The 20,785-nt window shown below is 38.9% G+C and carries 19 protein-coding genes; 8 read left to right on the top strand and 11 right to left on the bottom strand.

Annotation, left to right across the window (positions count from 1 at the left end):
• Window positions 1–67: 67 nt before the first annotated feature.
• Window positions 68–1,381, bottom strand: coding sequence for a two-component system sensor histidine kinase EnvZ (envZ, locus tag J8L70_RS13910; RefSeq protein WP_211056204.1), 1,314 nt, complete (start codon window positions 1,379–1,381; stop codon window positions 68–70).
• A 5-nt stretch (window positions 1,382–1,386) separates the two neighbouring features.
• Window positions 1,387–2,106 carry a two-component system response regulator OmpR gene (gene ompR / locus J8L70_RS13905; RefSeq protein ID WP_282098182.1) on the bottom strand — a complete coding sequence of 240 codons (720 nt, stop codon included), beginning with the start codon at window positions 2,104–2,106 and terminating at the stop codon, window positions 1,387–1,389.
• A 178-nt stretch (window positions 2,107–2,284) separates the two neighbouring features.
• Here ompR and greB point away from each other — a divergent pair, with 178 nt between their 5' ends.
• The 4 genes from greB (at window position 2,285) to J8L70_RS13885 (ending at window position 6,317) form a co-directional block, all read left to right on the top strand.
• Window positions 2,285–2,764: a transcription elongation factor GreB gene (gene greB, locus J8L70_RS13900; protein WP_211056202.1), complete on the top strand. Its 480-nt coding sequence runs from the start codon at window positions 2,285–2,287 to the stop codon at window positions 2,762–2,764.
• A 116-nt stretch (window positions 2,765–2,880) separates the two neighbouring features.
• Window positions 2,881–3,192 (top strand): hypothetical protein, encoded by a 312-nt coding sequence (locus tag J8L70_RS13895; protein ID WP_211056201.1) that lies wholly within the window; start codon window positions 2,881–2,883, stop codon window positions 3,190–3,192.
• Window positions 3,193–3,240: 48 nt separating this feature from the next.
• Complete coding sequence (locus J8L70_RS13890; RefSeq protein WP_211056200.1) at window positions 3,241–3,822, top strand: CBS domain-containing protein; 582 nt, start codon at window positions 3,241–3,243, stop codon at window positions 3,820–3,822.
• A gap of 167 nt (window positions 3,823–3,989) precedes the next feature.
• Complete coding sequence (locus tag J8L70_RS13885) at window positions 3,990–6,317, top strand: Tex family protein (RefSeq protein WP_211056199.1); 2,328 nt, start codon at window positions 3,990–3,992, stop codon at window positions 6,315–6,317.
• A gap of 77 nt (window positions 6,318–6,394) precedes the next feature.
• On the opposite strand, the gene J8L70_RS13880 is transcribed toward J8L70_RS13885, so the two are convergent.
• The 3 genes from J8L70_RS13880 to bioH form a co-directional block, all read right to left on the bottom strand.
• Window positions 6,395–7,237 (bottom strand): putative metalloprotease CJM1_0395 family protein, encoded by an 843-nt coding sequence (locus J8L70_RS13880; protein WP_211056198.1) that lies wholly within the window; start codon window positions 7,235–7,237, stop codon window positions 6,395–6,397.
• A gap of 3 nt (window positions 7,238–7,240) precedes the next feature.
• Window positions 7,241–7,549 carry a hypothetical protein gene (locus J8L70_RS13875; RefSeq protein ID WP_211056197.1) on the bottom strand — a complete coding sequence of 103 codons (309 nt, stop codon included), beginning with the start codon at window positions 7,547–7,549 and terminating at the stop codon, window positions 7,241–7,243.
• 91 nt (window positions 7,550–7,640) lie between these two features.
• Window positions 7,641–8,378, bottom strand: a complete 738-nt coding sequence (bioH, locus tag J8L70_RS13870; RefSeq protein WP_211056196.1) for a pimeloyl-ACP methyl ester esterase BioH — start codon at window positions 8,376–8,378, stop codon at window positions 7,641–7,643.
• Window positions 8,379–8,435: 57 nt separating this feature from the next.
• On the opposite strand from bioH, the gene J8L70_RS13865 reads away from it, so the two are divergent.
• On the top strand, window positions 8,436–9,131 hold the full coding sequence (locus tag J8L70_RS13865; RefSeq protein WP_211056195.1) for a ComF family protein: 696 nt from the start codon (window positions 8,436–8,438) through the stop codon (window positions 9,129–9,131).
• A gap of 9 nt (window positions 9,132–9,140) precedes the next feature.
• Here the strand turns inward: J8L70_RS13865 and J8L70_RS13860 are convergent, their stop codons facing one another.
• From J8L70_RS13860 to J8L70_RS13850, 3 genes are all read right to left on the bottom strand, one after another.
• On the bottom strand, window positions 9,141–11,261 hold the full coding sequence (locus tag J8L70_RS13860) for a TonB-dependent receptor (protein ID WP_211056194.1): 2,121 nt from the start codon (window positions 11,259–11,261) through the stop codon (window positions 9,141–9,143).
• Window positions 11,262–11,340: 79 nt separating this feature from the next.
• Window positions 11,341–11,640 (bottom strand): hypothetical protein, encoded by a 300-nt coding sequence (locus J8L70_RS13855; protein WP_211056193.1) that lies wholly within the window; start codon window positions 11,638–11,640, stop codon window positions 11,341–11,343.
• Between the two features lie 90 nt (window positions 11,641–11,730).
• Window positions 11,731–14,289 carry a M14 metallopeptidase family protein gene (locus J8L70_RS13850; RefSeq protein ID WP_211056192.1) on the bottom strand — a complete coding sequence of 853 codons (2,559 nt, stop codon included), beginning with the start codon at window positions 14,287–14,289 and terminating at the stop codon, window positions 11,731–11,733.
• A gap of 146 nt (window positions 14,290–14,435) precedes the next feature.
• On the opposite strand from J8L70_RS13850, the gene nfuA reads away from it, so the two are divergent.
• Both nfuA and J8L70_RS13840 read left to right on the top strand, forming a co-directional pair.
• The gene (gene nfuA / locus J8L70_RS13845) at window positions 14,436–15,011 is read left to right on the top strand and encodes a Fe-S biogenesis protein NfuA (RefSeq protein ID WP_211056191.1); all 576 of its coding nucleotides are present in this window, start codon (window positions 14,436–14,438) and stop codon (window positions 15,009–15,011) included.
• Between the two features lie 8 nt (window positions 15,012–15,019).
• A complete protein-coding gene (locus J8L70_RS13840) occupies window positions 15,020–15,289 on the top strand; it encodes a hypothetical protein (protein WP_211056190.1) in 270 nt (89 codons plus the stop codon).
• 1 nt (window position 15,290) lies between these two features.
• Here the strand turns inward: J8L70_RS13840 and dinF are convergent, their stop codons facing one another.
• Entirely contained in the window at window positions 15,291–16,625 is a 1,335-nt protein-coding gene (dinF, locus tag J8L70_RS13835; protein WP_211056189.1) for an MATE family efflux transporter DinF, read from the bottom strand.
• Between dinF and J8L70_RS13830 the strand changes: the two genes are divergently transcribed.
• A complete protein-coding gene (locus J8L70_RS13830) occupies window positions 16,605–17,633 on the top strand; it encodes a polysaccharide deacetylase family protein (RefSeq protein ID WP_211056188.1) in 1,029 nt (342 codons plus the stop codon). The two genes, dinF and J8L70_RS13830, sit on opposite strands and share 21 nt — an antisense overlap.
• An 8-nt stretch (window positions 17,634–17,641) precedes the next feature.
• On the opposite strand, the gene J8L70_RS13825 is transcribed toward J8L70_RS13830, so the two are convergent.
• Together J8L70_RS13825 and J8L70_RS13820 are read right to left on the bottom strand one after the other, a co-directional pair.
• The gene (locus J8L70_RS13825) at window positions 17,642–18,454 is read right to left on the bottom strand and encodes a protein-glutamate O-methyltransferase CheR (protein ID WP_211056187.1); all 813 of its coding nucleotides are present in this window, start codon (window positions 18,452–18,454) and stop codon (window positions 17,642–17,644) included.
• A 16-nt stretch (window positions 18,455–18,470) separates the two neighbouring features.
• On the bottom strand, window positions 18,471–20,747 hold the full coding sequence (locus tag J8L70_RS13820) for a methyl-accepting chemotaxis protein (RefSeq protein WP_211056186.1): 2,277 nt from the start codon (window positions 20,745–20,747) through the stop codon (window positions 18,471–18,473).
• Between the last annotated feature and the right edge of the window lie 38 nt (window positions 20,748–20,785).

The following is a 20,785-nucleotide window of genomic DNA, read 5'->3' as shown; positions in this document are numbered from 1 at the left end:
TCGCCCCTGTCATTTTTAAAGAATACTTTTCATTAAAAACAAACCGCTGTAGTTGTAGGTCGACTCATCATCGTGTTTCCTCAATATTAACAGGTAGATATATTTGAGCACTTAAGCCCCCTTGCTGACGATTCTCTAGTTTAACTTTCCCATCGTGCATATCAATAATACGTTTAATAATCGCTAAGCCTAAACCACTGCCTTCACTACCTCTTGCTGCATCGCCTTGCTTAAAAGGCTCAAAAACAGCCTCCAACTCGCTTTCTGGAATACCCGGTCCGTTATCATTCACCGCTATCACAACATATTTTTTATTTTTACTAAAGTAGCTTAATACCTCTATATCACCATCAGAATAACGTAACGCATTACCAATCATATTTGTCACAACGCGTTTTATTGCGATCATGCTAATTGGGATAGGCTGTATGGTGGGATTACTTTTAAATATAATATTGCGTTGATGCTTAAGCTCGCTACTTACTACCTCACTAACTAATGCGTTAATATCTTCAGCGTTAAGCTCTTCTCGCTTATGATGGCGTAAATATTCAATAAATTGATCGATAATGCCATTCATATCTTCAATATCATAAATAATCCCTTCACGTAGGTAGCTATCTTCATCTACCATCATCTCCGTTGCTAAACGAATACGTGTTAACGGTGTACGTAAATCATGAGATACCCCCGCCATTAATAAACGACGATCATTTTCTAGTGCAGCAATACCACGAGACATTTGATTAAATGCCCGGGTTACTTCTATCACTTCGCTAGAGCCTTCCTCTTCAAGTTTGGTGCTAAAGTCACCTTTACCCACTTTAACTGCGGCTTGTTGCAGTGCTTTTAGTGGGCTATTTAAATGCCGCGCAAAAAGCCAGCCACCCAACACACTTAAAAAGCCGATACTTGATAAGTAAAAGACCAAAAATTCTAGATTGTTTTCTTGAAAGCCCGTAAGGGGGACTTTAACCCAATAACCTGGGGCTTGCGGGGCTTCTACCCAATAGATCAACGGATCGGTTTGACTAATTCTAACACGAGCCGAACCATTTAACTGCTCAGACATGCTACGCGATAACATAGAATACTCACGAGTTTGCCCTAAGCCATGACGCATAGCTTCACGCTGAGTTAGGACGTCAATGCCTGTAATTTCAAAAAACTTATCCGACAATTCGTCAGTTATTTCAACACCATCTTCCCAATCGATAAAAACTGTTTTAATTTGCTTCGCCAGCATTAAATTGACTTGCTCGATTGTGGGCTTCACGACATATAAACTAACAGTAATGTAAGACACTATTTGATTTATAAAAAGCAAAGCGGCCACCAGAAAAACCGTTTGCCCAAAAGCACTGCGCGGAAACATTCCCATATACGTTACTTTTCACCGTCAGGGACAAATACATATCCCAAACCCCATACTGTTTGGATATAACGAGGGTTTGCTGCATCAACTTCAATCATTCTTCGCAACCGAGATACTTGCACATCAATACTACGCTCCAGTGCACTGTAATCTCTGCCTCGAGCTAAATTCATTAATTTATCGCGACTTAATGGCTCACGAGGGTGAGAAACTAACGCTTTTAAAACGGCAAACTCACCACTGGTTAATGAAATTGTTTTATCGCCTTGGTTCATTTCTCGGGTTGCTAAATTCAGTGAAAATTCACCAAAATCTATACGATTTTCTTGAGTTGCGGGTGCACCAGGTACTTCTTTAGCACGCCTACGTAAAATAGCTTTGATACGAGCAAGTAATTCACGCGGGTTAAAAGGCTTGGGGATATAATCATCAGCCCCAAGCTCCAAGCCAATAATCCGATCAACTTCATCGCCTTTTGCTGTAAGCATAACAATGGGTATTTCATTTTCTTTTTGTCGTAAACGCTTACAAATAGCTAAACCATCTTCCCCTGGGAGCATTAAATCAAGTACCATCAAATGAAAGTTCTCTCGATTGAGTAACCTATCCATTTGTTCTGCATTTCCAGCTGTACGGACTATAAACCCTTGTTCAATTAAATAACGCTCAAGTAAACTACGTAAGCGCATATCGTCATCGACAACTAAAATTTTGACTGTTTCATGTCCCATAACCATTCTTATTTTTATATCAAATTACCTGTTAATATAAATGAAAAACTAAAGAATAAAAATGAATTAAACGAATAGATTGTTACTGAACATTTCAAGTAAATAAGAATAATTAAACTCGACAACAAATAGCAAATTGTCTAACGTGCCAAGTATATAAAATGAAGAAGAAAACACAGTGAAAACCAATTTAATTACCCGTGAAGGCTTTTTGCAACTGCAGCAAGAGCACGATCACTTATGGAACGTAAAACGCCCAGAAGTAACGAAAATTGTGAGTTGGGCTGCCAGTTTGGGAGATCGCTCTGAAAATGCAGATTACCAATACAATAAACGCTTATTACGACAAATAGATAGGCGAGTTAGGTATTTACGTAAACGTTTACCCGATTTAAAAATTATTGATTATGACCCAGTACAAGACGGTAAAATATTTTTTGGTGCATGGGTAGAAATCGAAAATGATCTACATGAGATAAAAAAGTTTAGAATTGTTGGCCCCGATGAAATTTATGATCGTAACGACTATATTTCTATAGATTCGCCTATGGCTCGCGCTTTATTAAAAAAACAAGTCGATGACGAATTTGCAGTAAGTACCCCTCAAGGCGAAAAACAATGGTACGTAAATACGATTCACTATCAAAAAAGTGAATAAGTGACTTTGATTCAGATCATGTTAATTAAGTATTGTGTAAATTTTGGCAATAGGATATAAGGTATGTAGTGCATAAGTTTTATGCATCTATTAAAAGCCCTTTTAGGTAGTTAACAATGTCGAACTTAGTACAGCGATTAATTTACAAAGCCGTATTATTTACACTGCTAATCAGTGTAAGTTTGAATTTGCCTGCCCAAAAGCAAAGTGTTAAAAGTGATTCACTTGTCACCATTAATACCTCTTTTGCTTGTGACACTCCCGACCAAGCCAATCTTGATTTTGATATTGACTCCCATGTTAATATCGCGTCTATTTGCGAGCTTCAACCACTCTCAACTAACGATAATGTCTTTTATAACAATGCCACAATAGCAAAAATATATAATCTTGCTTCTCAGCGAGCACCTCCTTTACAACTCATTTAATTTTCATTTTTTCTTACAATTAAATCTAGTTATCAAAAGGTGCTTATCATGGCTAACTTTAAAGAATTACGTATCCAAAATATTTCTCAAGGCGTTTTAGCGCATACATTTATTGATGAAGAGCCAATTTTAAAGCTCACCTCACCCTCATTAAAAGTAGTGCATAATTTCACACAAAAATCGCCATTGCGTGCAACAGAAAATACCACTATAAGCCAAGCATTAAAGCTGGTTAGCGGCGATAAATCAGATTACGTATTAGTGACAAACGAACAACAGAATCTATTAGGCCTTGTATCAAGTGCTGATTTGCAAAGCGCTAAAATTACTATCATTGCACAGCGCTTGGGTGTAAAAAATAACGAAGTGAGTTTAAGTGACGTAATGACTCCAATCACAGATCTTGCCGGAGTTAGTATGCAAAGCTTAAGTTATTCATGTATTGGCGATGCACTGCAAACAATGGAGCATCAAGGTGTTATGTTTTTACTCGTCACGACCGCGCATAACGAAATTTGTGGTTTAATTTCTGCTCGTGAAATCGCACGAAAACTGCAGATACCACTACATATTACGCCAATCGCACAAACATTTAGTGATGTAATAGCAAACGTAGAACACCCACATTAATGACTCCTTGGGCTATATTTAACAATATCTATAGCCCACATTCCACTTTATAAAATTAGCTCAGTTAAGAGCTTTTTATTAGCCTCCCCTGTGATATTATTCAAGCAACTAACAGTGTCAGTTAAGATTTTTAACTGTTCTTAATTTTGTTTTGAAAAGGTTTTTGCATGAGCGATATCTCTGCACGTTTAGCGACCGAGTTAAACGCACAACAGCAACAAGTGATTGCTGCGACTAAATTACTTGATGATGGCGCAACCGTTCCATTTATTGCCCGATACAGAAAGGAAGCAACCGGTGGGTTAGATGATAATCAACTGCGTTTACTTGAACAGCGCTTAGTGTACTTACGTGAACTAGAAGATCGCCGTACTTTTATTATAAGCACTATTGAGTCACAAAAAAAATTAACACCACAATTAAAAGCCGATATCTTAGCAGCACCTAGTAAAACAGAGCTCGAAGATTTATACCTACCTTATAAAGCTAAACGACGAACTAAAGGGCAAATAGCTATTGAAGCTGGTTTAGAGCCTCTCGCCGACGCATTATTCAATGACGCTAATTTAGTACCCGAGGAGCAAGCGGTCCAGTACATAAATACCGATGCTGGGTTTAGCGATATAAAAGCCGTATTAGACGGTGCTAAATTTATATTAATGGAACGCTTTGCTGAAGACGCAAAATTATTAGCAAAGTTTAGAAAACAAATTAGTCAAAATGGTGCGATTCAAAGCACATTAGTCGCTACAAAAGAACAAGAAGGCACTAAATACCGCGACTACTTTGACCACCAAGAAACATTAAAGAAAATACCATCTCATCGCGCACTTGCTATGTTAAGAGCCCGAAACGAAGGTATATTACAGCTCACAATCAATCCAGAGCCAAGTAGTGAAAACCCTGCACAGCTTTGTGCGCAAATGATTGCGGATCACTATCGCTTAAATGTATCAAGCCAAGCAGCTAGCCCATGGTTAATGAGTGTTGTACAGTGGGCATGGAAAGTAAAACTTGCTTTACATCTTGAGAATGAATTTTTAGCTAGCATGCGCAGCAAAGCCGAAACAGGCGCTATCGATGTTTTTGCTAAAAATTTAAAAGACTTATTACTTGCTGCCCCCGCAGGACCACGCACTACTCTTGGCTTAGATCCTGGTTTAAGAACAGGATGTAAAATTGCCGTAGTAGATAGCACGGGCAAGTTATTAACCACACAAACTATTTTCCCCCATGCGCCTCAAAATCACTGGGACAAATCGTTACGCACACTCGAGCAGCTTTGCCGTCAACATAAAGTAGAGCTCATCGCTATTGGTAATGGTACAGCTTCGCGTGAATCAGATAAGTTAGTGGGCGAATTAATAAAAGCAAACAGCGAATTAAAGTTAAACAAAATAATGGTTAGCGAAGCCGGCGCATCAGTTTATTCAGCTTCAGAATTTGCTGCCAATGAATTTCCTGATTTAGACGTCTCACTACGAGGCGCGGTATCTATTGCACGACGCTTACAAGACCCACTCGCCGAGCTTGTAAAAATTGAGCCTAAGTCGATTGGTGTTGGTCAGTACCAGCATGATGTGTCACAAAGCCAATTAGGACAATCTTTAACCGGTGTCGTAGAGGACTGTGTAAACTCTGTTGGCGTTGATATAAATATGGCTTCGGCTCCACTATTAACACGTGTTTCGGGGCTAAATAAAACTCTGGCGCAAAACATTGTTAATTATCGTGACACCAATGGCGTATTTAGTAAGCGAAGTGAACTTAAAAAAGTAGAGCGCTTAGGACCAAAAGCATTTGAGCAAGCGGCAGGTTTTTTACGTATTACTGATGCTAAAGATGCACTAGATAATTCCTCAGTTCACCCTGAGGCATACCCTGTTGTTAAACGTATTTGTCAAAAAAATGCTATTGATGTGAATAGCTTAATAGGAAACAGCGAATTACTCGCTAAGTTGCAGCCAAGTGACTACACAGACGAAAAATTTGGTTTGCCTACAGTGACCGATATTATTAGTGAACTTGATAAACCCGGTCGTGATCCGCGCCCTGAATTTAAAACAGCCGCGTTTAAGGCGGGTGTTGAAAAAATTAGTGATTTAACACCTGGTATGGTACTCGAAGGTGTTGTTTCTAATGTCGCTAACTTTGGCGCTTTTGTTGATGTAGGTGTACATCAAGATGGCCTGGTCCATATTTCGGCTATTACTAACAAGTTTATATCTGATCCTCGCGAAGTCGTTAAAGCAGGTGATATTGTTAAAGTGAAAGTAGTTGAAGTCGATGCATCACGCAAGCGAATTAGTTTTACCATGCGTTTAGATGACGAGATAGATACAAGCAAAAAGCCATCTACAACAACGTCACAGAACAAATCACGTAGCAATACTGAAAAACAGCCTCGCACAGCAAAACCAAAGCGCGATAACGCTAATGCAATGATGGGTAACGCCTTTGCTGATGCTTTTGCTAATGCAAAAGTGAAAAAGTAAATAGCTTACTAAGCGCAATCGTTAAAACGAAAAAAGCCGCAACATGCGGCTTTTTTAATATACGTAAATAATCCACTCTAACCAAAAGCCGAAAAACCACTTTCACTTTGTGGTGAGCTAGTCATTTGATAAAAATTAGCTATTCGGTCTGCGCGTTCGTTTATTTCTTGATCGCGAGTCTGATCTGTATCTGGTTCATTTTCTGCCTTTGCGGTACTGGTTTCACTAGCCGAAACAGTATCTTGCGAATCATCTGTTTTTTCTTCATCGTCAGGAAGCGTTAATTCGGCTTGAGCAGCGGCCATTTTTTGTGTGGCGTCTGCTGCAATAGATCTATCTGCACTTGAGGGCTCAGCTGGGGCAAGCGCTGCTGAACGTACCGTTTGCATTTTATCAATAGTGGCTTGTGGATCGCCCGGTATTTCAGAAACGTCTATCTGTACTTCACCACTTACCGCATAATTATTTCCGTCAGGGCCTCGTTCATAGCCATAACTTGGTGAACCGGCATATTGCCCACCGACCGAAGCGTGCGCTTGCTCATGAATTCTCACTTCAGTATCACGCGCTTTTAGTTCAGATATTTCTTCTTGCTCTTGTGCTAGTACTTGCTCTTCTTGCTCAGCTATATCTGCTTTTTCTTGTTGTTCTTGTTCTGTAGCATCATCTTGCTGCTCTTCTTGAGCTTGAACAGCTTGATCATCAGAAAGCTTACCTGTGGCATCATAGGTAGTACCTTCGCTATCACCTAAAACACGTGCTTTATCGGTATCGCTTAAAGCTTTATTATCGCTATTACTAGCAGTCGTTGCGACAGGGGCAGGAATAACTTCACGCAATTGATTGTCACGCCTAGCCGACTCTGTCTGCACATTTGCAGTACTGAGGTTTATGGTAGGAGTCGGCGTAACAATATTCATACTTTAAACTTTTATATCAACTAAAGTACCTAATACATCATCAGCCGTTTGAATGCTTTGTGTATTGGCTTTGGCATTAAATTCTTCAACTTTTAAATTAACTAATGCTTCGTCAACTTTTGCTGGCTGTGCCACCGGGGCCGTTACAGCCTCATCAGAGCTCGCAGCAGTAAGTTGGCGTTGTTGCGCTAATTGAGCATCATCTTGTTGTTCAATAGTTGCGCGGTTTATTTCTGCGCTGGCTTTTTCAATACCTTGACTGGCACGGTTAAAACCTTCAATACCACTATTAAATACAGATCCTATAGGCATAAGATACCCCTTTAAACAAATTTCATTGATTAATTATCGCTCACGCATGGCGCAAAATAAAGCCCAAATACGGGTTATTTTTCGTTACTTTTTAAAGCATTGATTTGACGGCAGATATAAATTCTTTTTTATGAGAAATAAACGGTGCATGGGATGCTTTTTCGATAACCTCACAGTAAAAGCCATCTTTTATTATTAACATTTCAGAAATTGCTTTACACGGAACCAGCGAATCTAGACGACCAAAAATACCGTGTATTGGTTGTTCTGAATATGAAAACACATCGCGTAGGTCAACGTTTTGCAAAATAGCCAAACCAGCCGTTAATGCATGTTCATTAGGTGCAGGGTATTGATCAAGTAGTGTCTTTATTTGCTTTATATCTTGCTTGGCGGTTTCGCTGCCCATTGCTTGAATGGCAAGAAAGCGCTCAATTGTCTTTTCTCGATGTTTTGTTAGCTGCTGTTGAAACTGAGTTAATACCGCAGGTTTAATGCCAGGCCAACTAGCCCCCTCAGAAAACTTAGGGCTGGATGCAATAAGGATAACTTTGCCCACTTTATCTGGCCAATGTTTTGCTATATATAACGAAAATACCCCGCCAAGAGACCACCCCATTAACGTTGAATTTGGCTTAAGTTGCTTACTAATATAATGTGCTGCTGAATGTAAATCATAAGGTTCAGGACAAAATTCACTACTGCCATAACCCGGTAAATCTAGAGCTCGCACTTTACCATCGTAAATACTCTCAAGTTCTGGCTGTATTATTTGCCATATCCCCTGATTCATACCCCAACCATGAAGTAATATTAATTCACTTTGCATATTCTTATAACTTTAACCAAAATTAAAGTTATCATAGCGTTTAAAAGAAGCAATGCAATGACTTACTTTACTAGCGAACTGCCAGCAATTATCAATTGGTTTTTTCCATCTAGCTGCGTGCAGTGCCATAGCCCAATTAAGCATTGTGCTGCGTTATGTGATTACTGCTTAGAAGATTTACCTTTATTTAATTTAGCCGAGCATACTAATTTATTACAACGCCCCGATATTTATGAGATGTTTCCTAATTGCGAATTTGATTCGTTATTTTCATGTGCTTTCTACCAGCCTCCTTTTGATTATTGGTTAAAAAAACTCAAATTTAATAATAAAATTCACTATAAAGTAGCCTTACAGCAAGTGATTCAAAAACAGTTAATTCAGCTATTTTTTTTTAGTCCAACCAGACCAGATATATTTATTATTTTACCTTTACATAACAGCCGTTTTTTAGCGCGAGGCTTTAACCAAGTGAGCCAAGTATGGCAGCCTTTACTATCTGAATATGCACCAATAAATAAAAGTCTTATACGTAATAAAAAAACACAAGCGCAATCGGCATTATCAAAAGCTAAACGTATGAAAAATTTAAAAGGAGCCTTTGTTTGTACGCAGGATATGAGCGATAAAACAGTGGCTATTATTGATGATGTTATGACTACTGGTGCCACATTAAATGCAGCCACTCGGGCCTTAAAAGAGGCGGGTGCTAAGCATGTGTGGGCATTTACCACATGCTTAACCCCCTTATAATGTTAAAGGTTAAAAACGAGCCCTAATACCTAAGCTTACAGAGCGTCCAGGTAAAGGTGCTTCATCTTTTAAATAAGATGAATGCACACGCCCTTCTTGGTCCGTTAAATTATCGCCTTTGATATAAATCGTCATATCTACATTATCTAAATCAAGATAGTAATTAGCCGATGCCGAAACCATGGTATAACCTTGAGTTTGTGTTTCGTTATCTGCTATTTTATCTTGCTTACTATTACGAATAACCTCCACTTCAGTGTGCCAATTACCGAACTCATAGTGCACTGATGATCCAATTCTCATTGGCGGTATTCTTGGTACATTGCCCCCTGCATCTAATTTAGCTCGGGTGTAATCGGTGAACACCTCTAAACGCCAGTCATCATTTAAATGCCAATCAATTTGCGCTTCGTAGCCATAAAGTCTTGCATCTTGCTGCGAAAATAACACAACCGGTAAACCATCTGTTTCTTCATCTGATTCGCCCGATATAGCCACTTGGTTTTCATAGTCAGTTGAGGAGATAAACGCACCATCACTAATCACTAAGTCGGTAAAGTTTTCAAATATATAGTCATTAATTTCGTTATTAAATACACTAATATTGGCATTCCACGTATCCGCTTGGTATCGGTAGGTTAAATCTAAGTTATTAGAAACCTCTTTATTCATCTCTTTATCAGTTTGCACAACGCTGTATTGGCCGTTACTACTACTTAGTTCAAAATTACCACCAACTTCGTACGTACCAGAGCCAATATGGGGCCCATATGAATACATTTCAGAAGCAGAGGGGGCGCGCTGCGAGTACGCATAATTAAACGCGAGTGAATGTTTATTGTTAATACTCCACACAACACCAGCTGAACCTGAAACGGCGGTATAATCTTTATTATCAAACGAAATAGCATTATCAGAACTTAAATCAGTAAAAAAATCATTATCTACATCATGATTTAATTGCTCAATACGCGTACCGACTTGCCATAATAAAGAGCCAACCTCTTTTTCTTCCATTACAAATACGGCAACGCTATCTGTTTTAGTTGCAGGGGTAAATGCTTCTTCACCGACAGCTTCAAAGTCACTTTTGTTATAATGTAGGCCAACAACCCCTTGCCAACCAAAAACTGGCGCATGTTCTGCCCATAATCTAGATTCTACACTTTCATTTTTAAACGTAGTGCCTATCTCAGCACCTTCAATCTCAGAATGTTCGTAATCGGTATAGGCATTTTGCCAATGTACGGCATTTATAAAACCATTTAGGTTATTCCAATCAACAACACCTTGGTAGCGATCTTGATTTAGAGTGATAAACACGCCCTCTTCACCGGGTAGCCCATAATCAGACTCCATATGCCCATATGAAAGCGCAACACGTGAGTCATCGGTGATCCAACCGCCACCTAAATTATAGCCACTCGCATCAATAGCAGAATTAGCAAGTGTAGTACTGCCACCCTCTTCGTTTATATCACCTGGGACTGGTATTTTATAATCATCAGTTTTACGAGTGTAGCCATCAATATGAAAAACAAAATCGCCTGTTCCTGCGTTTAAATCTGTTGAAAGTGTTTTTGCATCGGCTACATTATCGTATTGCGCAAAGACCTCGCCAGAGATCCCCTCTTGTTTTTGTGAAGGCAGCCGATTGTCAACCACATTGACAACACCACCAATAGCACCACTACCATATAGCAGTGTGGCAGGCCCTCTTAATACTTCGATTTGAGTAGCTGTAGAGGACTCTGTAGATACTTGATGATCTGGGCCTACCCGCGATGCATCAGAGGCACCTAAGCCATTTTGTACCACTTTAATTCTTGGTCCATCTAATCCACGAATAATTGGGCTACTTGCTACAGGGCCATAGTAAGAGCTATGTACACCGGGTATGTTTTTTAAAGTGTCGCCTAAGGTGGCCGCTTGATTTTGATCTAACTCCTCACCACTTAAAACACTAACGGGGGTGCTTGATTCAAGTACAGTACGCTTTATCGGCGATGCTGTAATGACAATTTCTTCTATATCGGTTTCATCTTTTTGGATGTTTTTTTCATCGGCATAGGCCGTGCTACTCATGGCTGCTAATAAAGCGAGCATTAAAGGTGAATAGTTATTTCTCATGTTGTTATCTCTAAAATACACAATAAAACTTACTCGCTATAAAATAACGAGCACAAAATTCGTTTAACTGATTTGTTTTCTAAATAACGCTTGGAGGGTCTCTATTACCTGTAATAGCAATAAATTTGCTATAAAAGTGCTTACTAATTAGGGGAGTAGGTGGGTATAAATCAATTTCACCTTCAAATAAAGTTACTTTACTTGAAATTGATTCGTCTAAATCAAAAGAACTTAAACATAGCTCACATTCTTGGTCTGTATTTGCTGCATGCGAGGTATCGTGCCAAAGAGAAATAACACTGAACAACAACAAAAGCACCACACTATATTTTAATAATGTGGTGTGGCGTCTAAGTGAGTGTAAAATCAATCTTTGCATAGTTGATATACTATAACGTTACCGGTTATTTTGTCGATAGGTAAATATGCTTTTGTATACAAACATATTTACCATACGTGCATGCTTATTCTAATCGCCATTAGCTCTAAAAGTATGCCCAAAAAAGAGTGCATTACTTAACAACCGACTTGTGCCATACCAGTACCCTCTAAACACCGGGTTGTCGGTCATCGCTATAACACTTCCTCGTCCATATGAATGTGCTATCAATTCAGCTTCTCCGGCAATTTGATCAACGTTTACCTTATCACTAAACCCGGCAAGTAGCGGCTTATTAGTATACGTAAGTACATTTACAAACGGAGCCTGTGATGCTTGTAATAGCCATGTACTATTTTTAAATACCGGTAGGGTGTCTCGTTTAATCGAATAGGTAAGAGGATGAGTTAAATCAACGTCGGTATTAAAAATCGCTCCTGCGATTCGTTGCCTACCAGCTAAATGATCTTTATCACCATAATGTAAGTCTTTAGTTTCAAAGGCACTAGCTAGATCGCGACGTGATAAATAATTTGCTTTAAGCAGTTGCTGATCGGCTAAAAACTTTGCGCCTCCTTTATGGCCCCAAATAACTCCCCCTTCTCGTACCCAGTTTTTAATAGCGACTTTCATTTTGTCAGTGATACGATCAAAGTTGCCATGAGTGAGCACAATGTGGCTATAGTTATCTAAATCAAGCGAATCTAAACGGCTTATTTCAACAATACTTGGGGCAACACCTACAAAACGGTCTAAGTAATACCATACTTCGCCCACCTCATACTGGCTAACACCACTGCCCCCTATCAATAACACCTTAGGTGCTTTTACAACGGCCATGGTACGTGAGCCTAAATCAGCTCCTTGGCTGGTTAACCCTGTAGTAATTGGGGTTATAGCAATTCCAAATTCATTTTGCGCGTTATTAAGTAGCGTTACCCAATTGTTTTTGTCTTGTAAACCCGCAGCAACAATAATACTACCGGCAGCAAAATCTATTTCACCTGAAGGCGTGGTAGCCGTTAAAGCTTTTAATGCCACTCGTGCTTTTATGCCTTTTTGCAATAAGCTATTGAGCATTTTAGGCGCTAAATAATCATCCCACGGAAAAGCAAAAGCATAGCTATTGCCTAACGTCTTTATCGATGTGGATTTTGCTTTTTCCCAAGGTGTTTTTTCTGTTTTTAATCCCCAGTCGCTTGTAACTTTGGCAAACTGCAAGTTAAAAGCGTGGGCTAAAGTCCAACCCGAAACATCATAAAACGTATTATCAATAAAGTTTTTCTGCTCACTAAAAATAGCTTTAACTAACCGATATTGTTTCTGTGCTAATGGTACATAAAAACTATTTTTAGCATAGCTTTCACCATTTACTTTTAGCATTTTAGTAGTCGCAAATGCATTAATTTGATGTTGCTTTAATAGCGCTAAAAAATCATTGATACGGGTATTATCACCATTGTTTTCTACGATATACCCTTCAAAGTTATCATCATTAGCTAATTCTATCGCTTGATTATAAAACCGAGCTTGGTAATCAAGTAATGCTTCGCGGTTATCTACTGCCGCTTTAAATGTTGATAAGCTAGTGAGAAGTTGGTTTTTAATGGTAAAAGGAAAAGTGAGTAGCCCATTAATGGTTTCTTGACTGTGCCCACGTGAACTCGCTTGTTCAAATAAAATACCCACCCCGCCATTTACATCTGGGTAAGTTGAGCCTTTACCATAATAAAAGTCATCGAAGCTTTCTTCGGTAAAATATAGCGCATTATTCGCATCTAGCGTTTTTGCATGATAAGTGGCAATAGCTTTCGTTAAATCAACATTTTCATCGGGGGTGATGGGGTGTTTTCTTGTTGCAATTCCAGGCTGAAAGAAAAAACTACTGCTTGGTCCCATTTCATGGAAGTCAGTTAAAATATTTGGTTTCCATTGATGAAACTTTGCAATACGAGCACGAGACTCAGGGTGCTGAAGTAGTAACCAATCTCTATTTAAATCAAATAAATAATGATTTGTCCTACTGCTAGGCCAACTTTCAATATGCTCTCTAGTTTTTGGGTCGGTCGATAAATTCATGCCACGGTTGCTGTTTGCCCAATTTGCAAAACGAGCTAGACCATCCGGGTTTAAAGATGGATCGAGCAAAATAACCGTATTATTTAATAATGTTTGTATTTCATCACCTTGCGCCGCGGCTAAATAATAAGCCACAAGCAATGCAGCATTACTACCCGATGATTCATTGCCATGTACACTGTAGCCCATCCATACAACGGCACTATCATCTTCACTCTTAGCGACTTTATCTGTTAGTCGCGCTAAATGAGCACTGCGAATTTTCTCGATATTTTCTAATTTATCAGGTGCAGTAATTGTTAGCATCACCAATGGGCGCTGCTCGTGGGTGCGCCCAATGACTTCAAAATTAATACGGTCACTTTTTTGCGCTAATAACTGCATATATTGTACTAACTGATCAGGACGTACATGCCATTGTCCAACTTCATAACCTAAAACTTGTTGGGGCGTAGGAATAGCTGGATCAAATTCAACATCATCAGCAAAATAATAAGATAAGGGTTTAGCGACACTTGAAAAACTAACTAATGTCGCCATTACTGTGGTTATAAATAATAGTAAACGCATGTATTACACTCAAAAATGGCTTAATGGTGCTACGCTAGCATTGGCAAAATAAGATGCCAACTTTTTACGCTCAATACTAGCCGCAACACGATGAGCGGAGTATGATATGCAGTATCCGAGTAATTTAGTCAAGTATAGACGGTGTTATGATTTCTATTTCCGAAACAGCGCAAGCGCATTTTGCTAAACTTTTAGCAGATCAATCGCAACAAACCAATATTCGTGTGTTTGTTGTAAACCCTGGTACCTCACAAGCAGAGTGTGGTGTATCTTACTGCCCAGAAGACGCTGTTGAAGACAGTGATATTCGCCTTAATTTTAATGGCTTTGATGCAGTGGTAGACGCTGAAAGCGCACCATTTTTAGAAGAAGCTGAAATTGATTTTGTTACTGATAAAATGGGGACTCAGTTAACACTTAAAGCCCCTAATGCTAAAGCGCGTAAAATTGGTGACGATGCAACACTGAACGAGCGTGTACAACATATGCTCGAAACCGAAGTAAACCCACAATTAGCTAACCATGGTGGACAGGTAAGCTTAGTTGAGATCACTGAAGCCGGTATTGCTGTACTTCAATTTGGTGGTGGTTGTAATGGTTGCTCTATGATCGATGTCACGCTAAAAGAAGGCATTGAAAAAGAAATGATTGCTAAATTTGAAGAAATTACCGGTGTTGCTGATATTACCGAGCACCAAGCTGGTGATCATTCGTACTACTAAGCACACTTATGTTAAAGCCGTTTATATACCGTTTAGGTAGCCAACCTAAATTGAGTTTAAAGCGCTTTCTTCGCGGCGTAGTACTTTTTGTACTTGCCGCGATGCTCATTTTTGCCGGTTATTATACCCATTTTGCTCTACAAATTATTGGCATTATTTTGCTGATACCAGCACTTATTTTAGCTGCATGGGGCTACAGTGGTATTTTTGCTAACCGCTTTTCTCAAGTATTAAAAGATATAGGCGTTAAAAACCACGACCCTGATCTTTGGAAATAAGCTAATCAAGTAATTGTTTATCTTGCTTTAACTGTAAATACTTTATAATTAATGTCACTCCACGCATAAGCATAAAGCAACTCATTGCTAACCATAAGGCATGATTTTGCCAATTAATGAATACAAAAAACACTCCAAAAAAGCCGATAGCAGCACTTATAAACATACTGTTACGCATATTTTTTGCTCGTGTTAATCCGACAAAAACCCCATCAAATAAAAAACAACTCATTGCTAAAACAGGTAATACGACAACCCACGGTAAATACTCATTAGCAGTGCTAATAACCTCTGGTACATTTGTTAGTAACTTAATAATGCTAGAACCAAACAAGGCAAAAAACACACTATAAAGTATGCCAAACAGCATCCCCCAAAATGCGCTCACTTTTACCCACAACTCAATATTTTTAACACTCTTTTGCCCTTTTGCTTGGCCTACTTTAGCCTCACTTGCATAAGCGACACCATCTAGTGCAAAGCTCACTAACATTAAAAAATTAAGCAAAACAGCATTTGCTGCAAGTGTTATCTCACCTAATCGTGCGCCATAAAAGGTCATAAAGCTAAAACACAACTGCAATATTAAAGAGCGAATAAATATATCGCTATTGAAGCGTAATAAGTTCGCCATTTTAGCAACACTCAGCCACCCAGGTAAGATGAGTTTAATCTGCTGTTTGCTTGCAAGTTTAATCACTAATAACAAAGCAAAAATAAAAGCACTGTAATCAGCAATTAAGGAGGCCCAAGCGGCACCTGCTACCCCCCAATCTAGGTAAACGACAAAATAAATATCAAGGACTATATTAGTGATATTCGTGACTAATAATAAGTAAAAAGGTCCTCGCGCGTAATGCACCCCAAGCATCCACCCTAGTAAAACTAAATTACATAGCGCTGCTGGAGCACTAAAAATACGGATACTAAAATAGGTATTCGCTTGTGTAAGCACTGCATTATTCGCGCCCGAAAGGAATGCCATTGCTTGTGCAATTAAGGGGGAGAGTAAAATGAGCAATATCGCCGCAGCACCGGCTAGCAATAAGCTACGCTTAAGTAACGCAGACAACTGTGCTAAATCGTTTTTACCGTAAGCTTGCGCTACTAACCCGGTGGTGCTCATCCGTAACACCCCAGCAAGCCAAAATAACAACGAAATAACCGCAGAGCCTAGCGCAATGCCCGCTAAGTAATGAGCGCTTTCAAGGTGGCCTATCACTGCAGTATCAACAATTCCTAACAAAGGCACCGTAATATTTGATAATATCATTGGCGTCGCTAACAACAGTAAACTTTTATGGTGCGCTTTATTATGTATAAGAAATTGTTTCATTTAGTGTTATGTATCCTCACGTGTGTTTCTTTTCGCACTCAAGCTGCCGTTATTTTACAGTATCATCATGTGAGTAACACCCTTCCTAGCGTTACAAGCATCTCTGGCGATACTTTTACTGAGCATTTACGTTATTTAAAAACAAATAATTATAATGTTGTTGCGCTTAACACGCTGATAAATGCACTCGAGCAAGGTAAAATGTTACCTGATAAAACCGTTGCCATCACTTTTGACGATGGCTATAAAAATAACTACGAACAAGCTGCACCTATTTTAGAAAAATTTGGTTATCCGTATACCATTTTTGTAAATCCGACCTTAATTGATGAAAAAATGAATTATGTAATGGGCTGGGATCACCTCAGAGAGCTAGCTAAAAAAGGCGCGTTAATTGCCAATCATAGTGCCCAACACAATTACTTACATCAAAAATTAAAAGGTGAAACCGATACACAATGGCAATTACGTATTAAAAACGACATTCTTCATTCTCAAACGCGAATAAAGCAAGAGATTGGCCATGATTTTAAATACTTAGCCTACCCATACGGTGAATTTAATAATGCATTACAAGTATTAATTACCGAGTTAGGTTTTGTTGGCATTGGTCAGCACTCTGGCGCTGTTAGTCAATATTCTGATTTTAGTCGCCTGCCTCGTTTTCCTGCATCCGGGGTATATAGCAACTTAACAACACTTAAAACTAAACTTAATGCCCGCGCTTTTGCTATTGAATCCATGGTATATAAAAATAGTGTCAGTACTGAAAACCCACCCGCTATTACAATACAGTTTATAAAGCGGGATTTTAATAAAAATCAATTTACGTGTTATGTGTCTGGGGCGGGTAAAGCAACGTTAAATTGGCTTGATGAACACAGCGTACGTATTGTTTCACCAACCGAACTTAAGCAAGGGCGCTCTCGATATAACTGTACAGCCCCAGCAAAATCACATCCGGGTAGTTATTACTGGCTATCACAACCTTGGGTCATTACTCCCTAACTTATGCGCTATACTTTTTGATACATGGTGTGGCCTAAGCTAATAAATGAGCTATTTTTTTGCGCTATCATTTCACTATGCCCTAAAAACAAATACCCGTGCGGGTGTAAAATATCGTTATAACGATACAGTAGCTGCTCTTTTGTTAATTTATCAAAATAAATCATCACATTGCGGCACAAAATCAAATCAAACGGCCCTTGCATAGGCCACTGCGATAGCAAATTTAAGCGCTTAAAAGTGACTTTATTTACAATGCTCGGATGGAGTGAATAACTTGCCGTTTGTTTATTTTTGTAAAACCACTTCTCTCTTTGTTCAATACTTACATTTAATAAGCTTATTTTACTATAAACACCTTGTTTAGCTTGCTCTATCACTTGAGCATCTATATCGGTCGCTAAGATTTTCACATCCCAATCAGCAGGAAACATCCCTTGAATCGCAATCGCTAAGCTATATGCTTCTTCTCCTGTTGCACAGCCAGCTGACCAAAAACGTACACGCTTACTTTGCTTATTACGGCTAAGAATACTAGGTACACAATATTGTTTTATAAACTGAAAATGATGAGGCTCACGAAAAAAAGACGTTAAATTAGTCGTAATTGCACTAATAAGTATATCTAGCTCAAGCTCGCTATGACACGCTAAATAGTCTAAATAAGCAGAAAAACTGGTTAGTTTTAACTGCCTAATACGTCGCACTAATCTAGCATACACCATTTCATGTTTTGTATCGTTAAGTACAATACCACTGGTTTGATAAACGATGTTGACGATCTCACGATAATCACTTTCAGTCAGTTTAAAGGGTGTCAATTTATTTGCCTAAAGATTAAAAGTCATCCCAGCCGGTTTCATTTTTATGATTAGATCCATGGCTTAAATTATTGTCAAAACGTAGAGGCGCTTTAACCGATGTAGATTGATTCATTGGCTCTGAAACAGTAAAAAACTGCAATAACTGATGCATTTCATAAGCTTGCTCTGCCATTGACTCACCCGCAGCTGAGGCCTGCTCTACTAAGGCTGCATTTTGCTGCGTCATTCCTTCCATTTGTACTACCGCTTTGTTTACCTGCGCTATACCTGCACTTTGCTCTTGTGATGCATGCGCTATATCAGCAATCATCTGCGTAACACTTTGCACCGACACAACAATCTCTTTAAGTGTTTCACCAGAGGCATTAACCAATAAACGTCCATCAGCCACTTTACTTACGCTATCACGGATTAATGATTTAATTTCTTTTGCGGCGCTGGCTGAGCGCTGTGCTAAATTACGAACTTCCCCTGCGACAACAGCAAAACCACGCCCTTGCTCACCCGCTCTTGCCGCTTCAACGGCGGCGTTAAGTGCCAATAAATTAGTTTGAAAAGCAATATCATCTATAACACCTATAATATCTGATATTTTATTACTCGAGTCATTAATAGCTGACATACTCACCACAGCCTTGTTAACAACCTCTCCGCCTTTTATCGCTTTTGAATAAGCCTGCTCGGCATATTGATTCGCTATTTTGGCATTATCGGCATTTTGTTTCACCGTATTAGTCATCTCTTCCATGCTCGATGCTGCCTCAACTAATGACAATGCTTGTTTTTCAGTACGTTGATTTAAGTCAGCATTACCTTGCGATATTTGTTGAGCCCCCGTTGCAACAAAACTCGCTGAAAGGTTAATTTGGTTAATGACTTCAGTTAATTTATTTGCGGTTGTATTTGCATCTTGTTTTAACTTATCAAAAGACCCTTGATAGTCTTTTTCTAATCGTTTAGATAAATCACCACGCGCTAATGCATCTAACATTCTGGCCATATCCGATACCGTATGATCGACAATATTAACTAAACTATTAAGTCCTTTTGCTAATGTTAAAAAGAAGTCGCTTTTACCGCTTTCTTTTAGCCTCATATCTAAATCGCCACACCCAGCAGCATGGACTAATTCTGCAATTTCATTTTCAATTGCCACCTCAGAAGTACGATCTTCCCACTCCACAATAGTGCCTAAGCGCTTACCCGCGGCATTTACCCACGGTGAAATAATCAACTTAAAATGCAAATCGGCTAAGTTTATATCTAGTTGGTAGGGTTTTTTCGCGCCAACAAAGCGTTCTCGTTGATACAAAGGGTGATGCTGAAAATCATCAAGAGACTGACCGAGTAATTCATTTACCGAAAAGTTAGGGATCGCTTTTTTTAAAGTCTCTTCGCGCGCTTGTAACATTGTTTTTACCCTATCGTTGATAAAAATAATGTTTAATTCATTATCTGCAATCATTACATTCGCTTGGCAAACTTTTAATGCATTAGCTAAATCAGCGGCCTCTTTTGATTTTTGTTCCAACACTTTTTGCGCAGTGATGTCTGTTGCATACTTTATAACTTTATATGGTTTTCCATGCACATTAAAAATAGGGTTATACGATGCTTGTATCCAAACATCTTTATCATCTTTGCCTATGCGTAAATATTCTCCTGAATCAAACTCACCATTGGCCAGCTTTTGCCAAAACGCTTTATATTCCTCACTTTCAGCAAAGTCTTGCTTAACTAACGAGCTATGATGCTGCCCTAGTAAGTCTTTTAATTGATAACCAAATACACTTAAAAAGTTATCATTCGCAGCTAAAATCGTACCATCAAGTGAAAACTCCATCACTGCTTGTGATTTGTTAATCGCGTTAATTTGCCCTTCAACCTCAATTGCTAATTGCTTTTGTTGAGTCACTTCACTAGCAAAAGCAATAATAGAGGAAACCACACCATCATCATTGAGTAATGGGTTATAACGTACTTGTAACCACAGCTCTTTCCCACTTCGAGAAAGGTGCTTATACTGCCCAGCAACAAGCTCACCCGAAGCTAGCTGCTGCCATAACAATAAATAATCAGACGAATTATGATCTTCGCTATCAATGAGCAGAGAATGCCGCTGCCCTATTACTTCATCGAGTTGATAATCAAATATCGTTAGAAAATTTTCGTTTGCATCGAGAATATTCCCTTCTTTATCGAATTCAATCACCGCCAAAGATGATTGTAAGGTTTCGACAATTAAGTCATTTTTTGATTTTTTCTTGTTAAATAAACTTAATAGCTCCATTTCACACCTTTCTCTATTTATCCACACGTATTTACTTT

It is taken from the genome of Pseudoalteromonas sp. MMG010, assembly GCF_018100905.1.
Taxonomy (GTDB): Bacteria; Pseudomonadota; Gammaproteobacteria; order Enterobacterales; family Alteromonadaceae; genus Pseudoalteromonas.
The sequence above is the reverse complement of the archived record's forward strand: the minus strand, read 5'-3'. Positions and strand labels throughout refer to the sequence as shown.

Coding starts and splice junctions, on each gene's coding strand:
- J8L70_RS13860 (WP_211056194.1), bottom strand. CDS start 11,261: ATGAGAAATAACTATTCACCTTTAATGCTCGCTTTATTAGCAGCCATG.
- J8L70_RS13880 (WP_211056198.1), bottom strand. CDS start 7,237: ATGAATATTGTTACGCCGACTCCTACCATAAACCTCAGTACTGCAAAT.
- J8L70_RS13895 (WP_211056201.1), top strand. CDS start 2,881: ATGTCGAACTTAGTACAGCGATTAATTTACAAAGCCGTATTATTTACA.
- J8L70_RS13885 (WP_211056199.1), top strand. CDS start 3,990: ATGAGCGATATCTCTGCACGTTTAGCGACCGAGTTAAACGCACAACAG.
- bioH (WP_211056196.1), bottom strand. CDS start 8,378: ATGCAAAGTGAATTAATATTACTTCATGGTTGGGGTATGAATCAGGGG.
- envZ (WP_211056204.1), bottom strand. CDS start 1,381: ATGGGAATGTTTCCGCGCAGTGCTTTTGGGCAAACGGTTTTTCTGGTG.
- J8L70_RS13850 (WP_211056192.1), bottom strand. CDS start 14,289: ATGCGTTTACTATTATTTATAACCACAGTAATGGCGACATTAGTTAGT.
- J8L70_RS13855 (WP_211056193.1), bottom strand. CDS start 11,640: ATGCAAAGATTGATTTTACACTCACTTAGACGCCACACCACATTATTA.
- J8L70_RS13875 (WP_211056197.1), bottom strand. CDS start 7,549: ATGCCTATAGGATCTGTATTTAATAGTGGTATTGAAGGTTTTAACCGT.
- J8L70_RS13820 (WP_211056186.1), bottom strand. CDS start 20,747: ATGGAGCTATTAAGTTTATTTAACAAGAAAAAATCAAAAAATGACTTA.
- J8L70_RS13840 (WP_211056190.1), top strand. CDS start 15,020: ATGTTAAAGCCGTTTATATACCGTTTAGGTAGCCAACCTAAATTGAGT.
- nfuA (WP_211056191.1), top strand. CDS start 14,436: ATGATTTCTATTTCCGAAACAGCGCAAGCGCATTTTGCTAAACTTTTA.
- J8L70_RS13890 (WP_211056200.1), top strand. CDS start 3,241: ATGGCTAACTTTAAAGAATTACGTATCCAAAATATTTCTCAAGGCGTT.
- ompR (WP_282098182.1), bottom strand. CDS start 2,106: ATGGGACATGAAACAGTCAAAATTTTAGTTGTCGATGACGATATGCGC.
- dinF (WP_211056189.1), bottom strand. CDS start 16,625: ATGAAACAATTTCTTATACATAATAAAGCGCACCATAAAAGTTTACTG.
- J8L70_RS13865 (WP_211056195.1), top strand. CDS start 8,436: ATGACTTACTTTACTAGCGAACTGCCAGCAATTATCAATTGGTTTTTT.
- J8L70_RS13830 (WP_211056188.1), top strand. CDS start 16,605: ATGTATAAGAAATTGTTTCATTTAGTGTTATGTATCCTCACGTGTGTT.